5 protein-coding genes and 1 pseudogene are annotated in these 7,922 nt (G+C 72.9%); 2 read left to right on the top strand and 4 right to left on the bottom strand.

Going from position 1 to position 7,922, the window contains the following annotated elements:
- The first annotated feature begins 100 nt into the window (after positions 1-100).
- Both pknB and KBX39_RS16565 read left to right on the top strand, forming a co-directional pair.
- A complete protein-coding gene (gene pknB / locus KBX39_RS16570; RefSeq protein ID WP_064445208.1) occupies positions 101-2,086 on the top strand; it encodes a Stk1 family PASTA domain-containing Ser/Thr kinase in 1,986 nt (661 codons plus the stop codon).
- Positions 2,083-2,952: a deoxyribonuclease IV gene (locus KBX39_RS16565; RefSeq protein WP_210871402.1), complete on the top strand. Its 870-nt coding sequence runs from the start codon at positions 2,083-2,085 to the stop codon at positions 2,950-2,952. The genes pknB and KBX39_RS16565 overlap by 4 nt, the downstream gene beginning before the upstream one ends.
- Before the next feature lie 43 nt (positions 2,953-2,995).
- Here the strand turns inward: KBX39_RS16565 and KBX39_RS16560 are convergent, their stop codons facing one another.
- The 4 genes and pseudogenes from KBX39_RS16560 to KBX39_RS16545 form a co-directional block, all read right to left on the bottom strand.
- Positions 2,996-4,015, bottom strand: coding sequence for a low specificity L-threonine aldolase (locus tag KBX39_RS16560; protein ID WP_104114584.1), 1,020 nt, complete (start codon positions 4,013-4,015; stop codon positions 2,996-2,998).
- A gap of 1 nt (position 4,016) precedes the next feature.
- Positions 4,017-5,423, bottom strand: a complete 1,407-nt coding sequence (locus KBX39_RS16555) for a class II 3-deoxy-7-phosphoheptulonate synthase (RefSeq protein ID WP_210871400.1) — start codon at positions 5,421-5,423, stop codon at positions 4,017-4,019.
- Between the two features lie 57 nt (positions 5,424-5,480).
- A complete protein-coding gene (locus tag KBX39_RS16550) occupies positions 5,481-5,996 on the bottom strand; it encodes a hypothetical protein (protein ID WP_210871398.1) in 516 nt (171 codons plus the stop codon).
- Between the two features lie 173 nt (positions 5,997-6,169).
- A pseudogene (locus KBX39_RS16545) lies at positions 6,170-7,803 on the bottom strand (glycosyl hydrolase family 18 protein).
- Positions 7,804-7,922: the final 119 nt, after the last annotated feature.

Here is a 7,922-nt window from a genome sequence, read left to right as displayed (position 1 = left end):
CCCCCCGACCTGCGCCGGAGCGCGCCGGGCCACCGGTGTCCCAACCCGGCGGTAGCATCCTGTTCTACGTTCACCCTTCCGACACATAGACTGCCTGCCGATGGACACACAGGTCGCCGACACGTTGCTGGGCTCGCTGATCGAGGGACGCTACCGCATTCGCGGTCGCGTCGCCCGTGGCGGCATGGCGACCGTGTACACCGCCACCGACGAGCGCCTGGAGCGCACCGTGGCGGTCAAGATCATTCACCCGACCCAGGCGCCGCAGGCCCGGGCCCGGATGGCCGGGTTCGTCGAGCGGTTCACCGACGAGGCGAAGACGATCGCCCGGCTCACCCACCCGAACGTGGTGGCGGTCTACGACCAGGGCATCCACGCCGGCCTGCCGTACCTGGTGATGGAGTACGTGCGCGGCCGCACGCTGCGTGACGTGCTCGCCGAGCGCCGCCGGCTGAACCCGGACGAGGCGCTCGCGATCACCGAGCAGGTGCTCGCCGCGCTCGCCGCCGCGCACCGGGCCGGCCTGGTGCACCGCGACGTCAAGCCGGAGAACGTCCTGGTCGCCGAGGTGCCCGCCGGCGGCAGCCGCGACCTGGTCGACAGCGTGGTCAAGGTGGCCGACTTCGGGCTGGCCCGGGCCGTCGAGGCGAGCGCGGAGGACGAGAACGGCAACCAGCTCATGGCGACGGTGGCGTACGTGGCGCCGGAGCTGGTCACCCAGGGCCACGCCGACCCGCGCACCGACGTCTACTCGGCCGGCATCGTGCTGTTCGAGATGCTCACCGGCCGGGTGCCCTACGACGGCGACCGCCCGGTGGAGGTCGCCTGGCAGCATGTCGACCGGGACGTGCCGGCCCCGTCCACGCTGGTTCCGGCGCTGCCGCCGGCCGTCGACGCGCTCGTCGCCCGGGCCACCCGGCGCGACCCGGCCGCCCGTCCGGCCGACGCCGCGGCGCTGCTGACCGAGGTGCAGGCGGCCCGCGAGGAACTGGGCAACCCGCACACGCACACCACTGTCCTGCGTCAGCTCAGCGACGACACGGCGGTGCTGAGCCAGCCGACGCAGGTGGTGGCCGCGCTGCAGCCGATCGAGCGCCCGTCGTGGGCCCGGCTGCCCGAGGGCGCCGCCACGCAGCGCCCGCACCGCCGACGCGCCGCCGAACCGGAGGGGGTGGGCGCCCGGTTCGCCGCCCTGCGTACCCGGATCATGGGTTCGCCGCGCGGCCGGCTGGCCGTCGCCGCGGCGGTCGTGGTGCTCGGCCTGGTCGCCGCCGTCGGCGGCTGGTGGTTCGGCGTGGGCCGCTACACGGTCGCGCCGCAGATGGTGAGCCTCACCAAGGCCGAGGCGGAGGCGCAGGCCCAGCGCGGTGGTTTCACGCTGCGCTACGCCGACCCCCGGTACGACGAGAACGTCCCGAAGGACACCGTGCTCGGGCAGGCGCCGGGCTCGGCCGCCCGGATCGTCAAGGGCGGCACGATCACGCTGACCCTGTCGCTCGGTCCGGAGCGCCTGCCGGTGCCGGACGTGGTGGGCAAGGACTTCGCGCTCGCCCAGGTGGAGCTGGAGGGTCTCAACCTGGTCGCGGCCAAGGGCAGCTCCCGCTACGACGACGCGCTGCCGGCGGGTGTCGTGCTGGCCACCGACCCGAAGGTGGGCACTGAGGTCAAGCCCGGGGCCAAGGTGACGCTGATCCTCAGCAAGGGCCGCGCCCCGGTGAGCGTGCCCGACCTGGTCGGCAAGAGCCTCACCGAGGCGCGCGCCATCCTCGCGCGGCTCGGGCTCAAGCCGGTGGAGAACGTCAAGGAGTCCGACAAGCCGAAGGACGAGATCCTCGGCCAGAGCCCGGCCGACGGCACCGGTGTGGAAAAGGGCGCCCAGGTCAAGCTGGAGATCAGCAAGGGCCCGCCGCAGGTGGCCGTGCCCCGGGTGGTCGACATGCCCTGCCAGCAGGCCAAGCAGACGCTGGAGAGCCAGGGCTTCCCGGTCAACATCCAGCTCAACCCGAACGGCATCGTCCGGATCCAGAACCCGGCCGAGAACACGCCGGTGCCGCCGGGCACCACGATCACTGTGACGTGCCTGTGAGCGCGGCGAACGGGTGCCGGCCGGTGGGGTCGCACACCCCCACCTCCGGTGGCCTGGCGCGGGCGGCCCTGCCGTACGCGGATGCGGCCGAGTCCGAGGTGGTGCAGGTCTACGTCTCGAACTCGCGTGGCTGGGCGCTGCCGGCCGGTGACCCGGCGCAGGACGCGCTGTTCCGCGACGGCTGCGCCGAGCGTGGCCTGCCCGTGTTCATCCACGCGTCGCTGCTGGTCAACCTCGGCTCCCCCACCCCCGCGACGGTCACCAGGTCGGCGGAGACGCTCGCCCACGCGCTGCGGCGGGGCCGGGCGATCGGCGCCGAGGGCGTGGTGTTCCACGCCGGCAGCTCGGTGGACGCCGGGCACGCCGAGGCGGCCCTGCGGCAGGTCCGGGAGTCGCTGCTCCCGCTGCTCGACGAGACCGCGGCCACCGGCGGGCCGATGCTGCTGGTCGAGCCGAGCGCCGGGGGCGGCCGGTCACTGGCGTCCCGGGTCGAGCACCTCGGCCCCTACCTCGACGCGGTCGACCGGCACCCGATGCTGGGCGTCTGCTTCGACACCTGTCACGCCTGGGCGGCCGGGCACGACCTGGCCGCCGAGGGCGGCATGACCGCCACGCTCGACACGCTGGTCGCCACCGTGGGCGCCGACCGGCTGCGGCTGGTGCACGCGAACGACTCGAAGGACCTGTGCGGCTCCACCCGGGACCGGCACGAGAACATCGGCAAGGGCACCATCGGTGAGCCGGCGTTCGCCGAGCTGATGCGCCATCCGGCGACCGCCGGCGTACCGGTGCTGGTGGAGACCCCGACGGAGAAGCACGTCGGCCACGCCGCCGACATCGCCGCCCTCAAACGCCTGCGCCCCTGACACAGCCGTTTCCTCCCGCCCTCGCCACGGCGTTGCCGGAGGGTCAGGCGCGCAGGGCGGTGTCGAGGATGGTGGCGGCGCTGTCGATCTGCTCGTCGGTGACGTCCAGGTGGGTCACCAACCGGGCGGTACGCGGGCCGAGCACCGAGATCAGCAGACCGGCTTCCCGCGCGGCCGCCGCCAGCGCGTGCGCGTCGAGAGGGTGCTTGGTCAGGTCCAGCGGCACGATGTTCGTCCGCACCACCGACGCGAGCACCCCGTGCGGGGCGACCGCCTCGGCCAGCCGGGCCGCCTTCGCGTGGTCCTCGGCGAGCCGCTCGACGTGGTGCGCCAACGCGTACCGGCCGGCGGCGGCAAGAATGCCGACCTGCCGCATGCCACCGCCCATCCGCTTGCGCAGGACCCGCGCGCGGGCGATCTTCTCCGCGCTGCCCACCACCAGCGAGCCGACCGGCGCGCCGAGGCCCTTGGAGAGGCACACCGAGAGCGTGTCGAACAGCTCCCCGTACCCGGCCAGCGGCACCCTGTCCGCGACGTGCGCGTGCCAGATCCGGGCGCCGTCGCAGTGCAGCGCCACCCCGTGCTCGTCGGCGACCTCGCGCATGCGTCGCAGCGTCGGCAGCGGGATCACCCCGCCGCCGCCCCGGTTGTGGGTCTGCTCCACGGCGATCGCGCGGGTGGGCACCGCGAAGTAGCCGTCCGGCCGGATCATCCCGGCGACCACGTCGGGGTCCAGGTCCGCGCCCACCGCCGGCCACGTCCGCGAGGAGATCCCACCGTACGCGGCGGCGGCCCCCACCTCGTACGTGACCACGTGCGCGTCGGCGTCGCAGAGCAACTCGTCGCCGGGCGGCACGTGCAACTGGAGCGCGATCTGGTTGGCCATCGATCCGCTCGGGGCGAACAGCGCCGCCTCGTGGCCGAACAGCGCGGCCACCTCCGCCTCCAGGGCGGCGACTGTCGGGTCCTCGCCGTAGACGTCGTCGCCCACCTCGGCGGCGGCCATCGCCTCCCGCATCCCCGGCGTCGGCCGGGTCACGGTGTCCGTCCGCAGATCGATCAGTTCAGCCACGGAGCATCTCCGCCACCAGGAACGCCAACTCCAGCGACTGCTGGGTGTTGAGCCGGGGGTCGCAGGCGGTCTCGTACCGGTCGGGCAGGTCGAGGTCCTCGATGCCCTGGGCGCCGCCGAGGCACTCGGTGACGTCCTCGCCGGTCAGCTCGACGTGCAGGCCGCCCGGGTGGGTGTCGAGGCCGCGGTGCACCTCGAAGTAGCCGAGCACCTCGTCCACGATCCGGTCGAAGTGCCGGGTCTTGTAGCCGTTCGAGGACTCGTGCGTGTTGCCGTGCATCGGGTCGCACTGCCAGACGACCTTCGCGCCGGCGGCGGTGACCTTCGCCACGATCGGCGGCAGCGCGTCGCGTACCCGGTGGTTGCCCATCCGGCTGATCAGCGTGAGCCGGCCGGGGATGTTGTCCGGGTTGAGCTTCTCGCAGAGCTCGATCGCCTCGTCCGGGGTGGTGGTGGGGCCGAGCTTGACCCCGATCGGGTTGGCGATACGGGAGATGAAGTCGATGTGCGCGCCGTCGATCTGCCGGGTCCGCTCGCCGATCCAGAGGAAGTGCCCGGACAGGCCGTACGCCTTGTGGTCGGAGATCCGGGTCAGCGCCCGGTCGTACTCCAGCGCCAGCGCCTCGTGCGAGCAGTAGAGCGTGACGGTGCGCAGCGCCTCGTCGTCGGTCATCCCGCAGGCCCGGATGAGGGCCAGTGCCCGGTCGATCTCGCGGGCGATCGCGTCGTAGCGCTCCCCGGCCGGGGACTGCCGGACGAAGTCCTTGTTCCAGTCGTGCACGGCGTGCAGGTCGGCCAGGCCGCCTGCCAGGTACGCCCGGAGCATGTTCATCGCGGCGGCCGAGTTGGCGTACGCCCGGATCATGCGCTGCGGGTCGGCGACCCGCGCCTCCGGCGTGGCCTCCAGTGAGTTGATCATGTCGCCGCGGTAGGCGGGCATCCCCCGGTCGTCGGTCGGCAGGGACCGGGGCTTGGTGTACTGGCCGGCCACCCGGGCCACCTTGACCACCGGCAGCGACGCGCCGTACGTGAGCACGATGGCCATCTGGAGCAGCGTGCGGGCGTTGGCGAGCAGGTGGCTCTCGGTGTTGTCGGCGAACGTCTCGGCGCAGTCACCGCCCTGGAGCAGGAACGCCTTGCCCTCGCAGACCAGGGCCAGCCGCTGCCGCAGCTGGTCGACCTCGTAGGGCGCGACCACCGAGGGACCCGTGTCCAGCACCCGGCAGACCTCGGCGACCTGGGCCTGGTCGTCCCATGGCGGGGTCTGCGCGCGCGGCAGCTCCCGCCATCGGTCGAGGCCGAGGGCCGCGTCCTCGGCGGAGTCGGCGGTCGGGCGGCTGGTCTGCAGGCCAGGGCTGCCCACGGCGGGGTGACTCAGCTGATGCCACTCATGGCGCATGGAGGAAAGCGTACGGCGACCGTCGCGATCACTCGTCGCCGAGGGGCATGGTTCCGGTCACTGGGAGGAGACCGGCGAGGGCCGCGCCGCCGGCGGCGGCTCGGACGGGTCGGCCGTGCGGTCGCCGGGAACCTCGCCGGAGATGCACCAGTCCGCCCCGTTACGGGTCACCGTGAACAGCAGGGACCGGGTGGCCTTGCGAGATCCGGCGGCCACCGTGACGGAGGCGCTGACCTCCTGCCCGTTCGGGCCGGAGCGGACGTCGGTGATCGTCGCGTCGGGCACCGTGAAGTGGTCGGCGAAGTCACCGTTCGGGCCGGTGGCGGCGGCGTCGAAGGCGGCGTGCATGGGCGCGCAGAGCTGGCTGCGGCCGGCGTCGGCGTCGCGGGCGGTGAGCGCGTCGAGGTACGCCTGCACGCGCTCCCGGCTCTTGGCCGCCGCCTCCTCGGCGGGCGCCCGGCCGCTGGGCCCGGTGGCGGCGCCGTCCGGGCCGGAGCCGCAGGCGGCCAGCGCCGGCGTGAGCGCGAAGGCGAGGGCGAGCGCGGCGAACCGGCCGCGGTGGCTGCGATCCATCGGTCCTCCCGTCGCGTGGACTCGTCGAGCGGCGAGTGTGCCACACCCGGCCCGCGCGGCCGGGTGACTCCCCATCCTGACCCGGATCGGCGCGCTCTGCCAGAACGGCACGCGGGCGGGGAGGGGCCGGTACGGCCCCTCCCCGCCGGGTGGGTGGTGCGTCGGCCCTCGGCTCAGCCGAGACCGCCCTTGATGGCGCCGATCAGCTCACCGTTGCTGGTGTCACCGGAGAGCTCCCAGAAGAACGCGCCACCGAGGCCCTGGCTGTTGGCGTAGCTCATCTTCCCGCCGATGGTCGCCGGGGTGTCGTAGCTCCACCAGTTGCTGCCGCACTTGGCGTACGCGGTGCCGCCGACCGTGCCGGTGGCCGGGCAGCTGTTCTTGAGCACCTTGTAGTCCTCGATGCCGGCCTCGTAGGTGCCGGGGGCCGCGCCGGTGGCGCTGCCGCCGGGCGCGGCCTGGGTCACGCCGGTCCAGCCGCGTCCGTAGAAGCCGACGCCGAGCAGCAGCTTGCTGGACGGTACGCCCTTGGACTTCAGCTTCTGGATCGCCGCGTCGGACCAGAAGCCCTGCTGCGGGATGCCCGAGTACGAGTAGAGCGGCGAGTGCGGCGCGGTCGGCCCCTGGGCGTTGAAGGCGCCGAAGTAGTCGTACGTCATCGGCATCAGCCAGTTGAGGTTCGTCGCGGCGCCCGCGTAGTCGGTCGCGTCGATCTTGCCGCCGTTGCTGCCGTCGGCGGTGATCGCCGCGGTGACCAGGAAGCTGGAGCCGAACTTGCTCCGCAGCGCCGAGACCACGTTCTTGAAGGCGTTCGGGCCGCTGCTGTCGCACTGGAGGCCGCAGGCGTTCGGGTACTCCCAGTCGACGTCGATGCCGTCGAAGACGTCCGCCCAGCGCGGGTCCTTGACCAGGGAGTAGCAGGAGTCGGCGAACGCGGCCGGGTTCTGCGCGGCCTGGGTGAAGCCGCCGGACCAGGTCCAGCCACCGAAGGACCAGAGGACCTTCAGGTTCGGGTACATCTTCTTCAGCTTGCGCAGCTGGTTGAAGCTGCCGCGCAGCGGCTGGTCCCAGGTGTCGGCCACGCCGTCGACGCTGTCCGCGGCGTGTACGCCTTCTCGTAGTCGGCGTAGCTGTCCCCGATGCTGCACCGGCCACCGGTGGTGTTGCCGAAGGCGTACAGGATGTGGGTGAGCTTCGCGGCCGAGCCGCTGGTGTGGATGTTCTTGACGTGGTAGTTGCGGGCGTAGACGCCCCACTCGGCGAAGTAGCCGACGACCTTCTTGCCGCCGGGCGGCGGCGTGGTGGGCGGCTGCGTGGTCGGCGGGGCGGTCGTCGGCGGCGCCGTGGTGGGCGGCGCGGTGGTCGGCGGCGCCGTGGTCGGCGCGGTGGTCGTCGGCGTGCCGCCGCCGGTGCAGGTGCCGCCGTTGATCGTGCAGCTCACCGGCGCCTTGTAGCCGCCGGTGCCGTTGTAGCCCCAGCTGAAGCTGGCGCCCGGGGCGAGCGTCGCGGCCCAGCTCTTGTTGACCGCCACGTAGCGGTCACCGCTGCGGGTGATGTCGGCGTCCCAGGAGCTGCTGATCGAGGTGCCGGAGGGCAGCGTGAACTCGATGCGCCAGCCGTTGACGGTGGAGCTGGTGCCGTTGGTGACGGTCACCCGCCCTTCGTGGCCGGTCCCCCAGTCCTGCACCTTGGCGAAGGTGGCGGTGACGCTGCCGGCGGCCGACGCGGTGGTCATGGGCACCGCGGCGACCGCGAGCGCGACCACGGCGCCGGTGGCCCACAGGGCCCGGCGGAGCGATCTCTTCATACGGCGTCCCTCCAATAGTTAGGAAAGTTTCCAAATTGATTGCTGAGACGCTACTCACGCCGTCACCACTTCGTCAAGATGTAGATGCGTCGATTTCACGGGTGGCGCGGTACGGTCCG

The sequence above is a fragment of the Micromonospora sp. D75 genome, from assembly GCF_018070405.1.
Lineage (GTDB): Bacteria > Actinomycetota > Actinomycetes > Mycobacteriales > Micromonosporaceae > Micromonospora > Micromonospora chalcea.
The sequence above is the reverse complement of the archived record's forward strand: the minus strand, read 5'-3'. Positions and strand labels throughout refer to the sequence as shown.

Coding starts and splice junctions, on each gene's coding strand:
- pknB (WP_064445208.1), top strand. CDS start 101: ATGGACACACAGGTCGCCGACACGTTGCTGGGCTCGCTGATCGAGGGA.
- KBX39_RS16555 (WP_210871400.1), bottom strand. CDS start 5,423: ATGCGCCATGAGTGGCATCAGCTGAGTCACCCCGCCGTGGGCAGCCCT.
- KBX39_RS16550 (WP_210871398.1), bottom strand. CDS start 5,996: ATGGATCGCAGCCACCGCGGCCGGTTCGCCGCGCTCGCCCTCGCCTTC.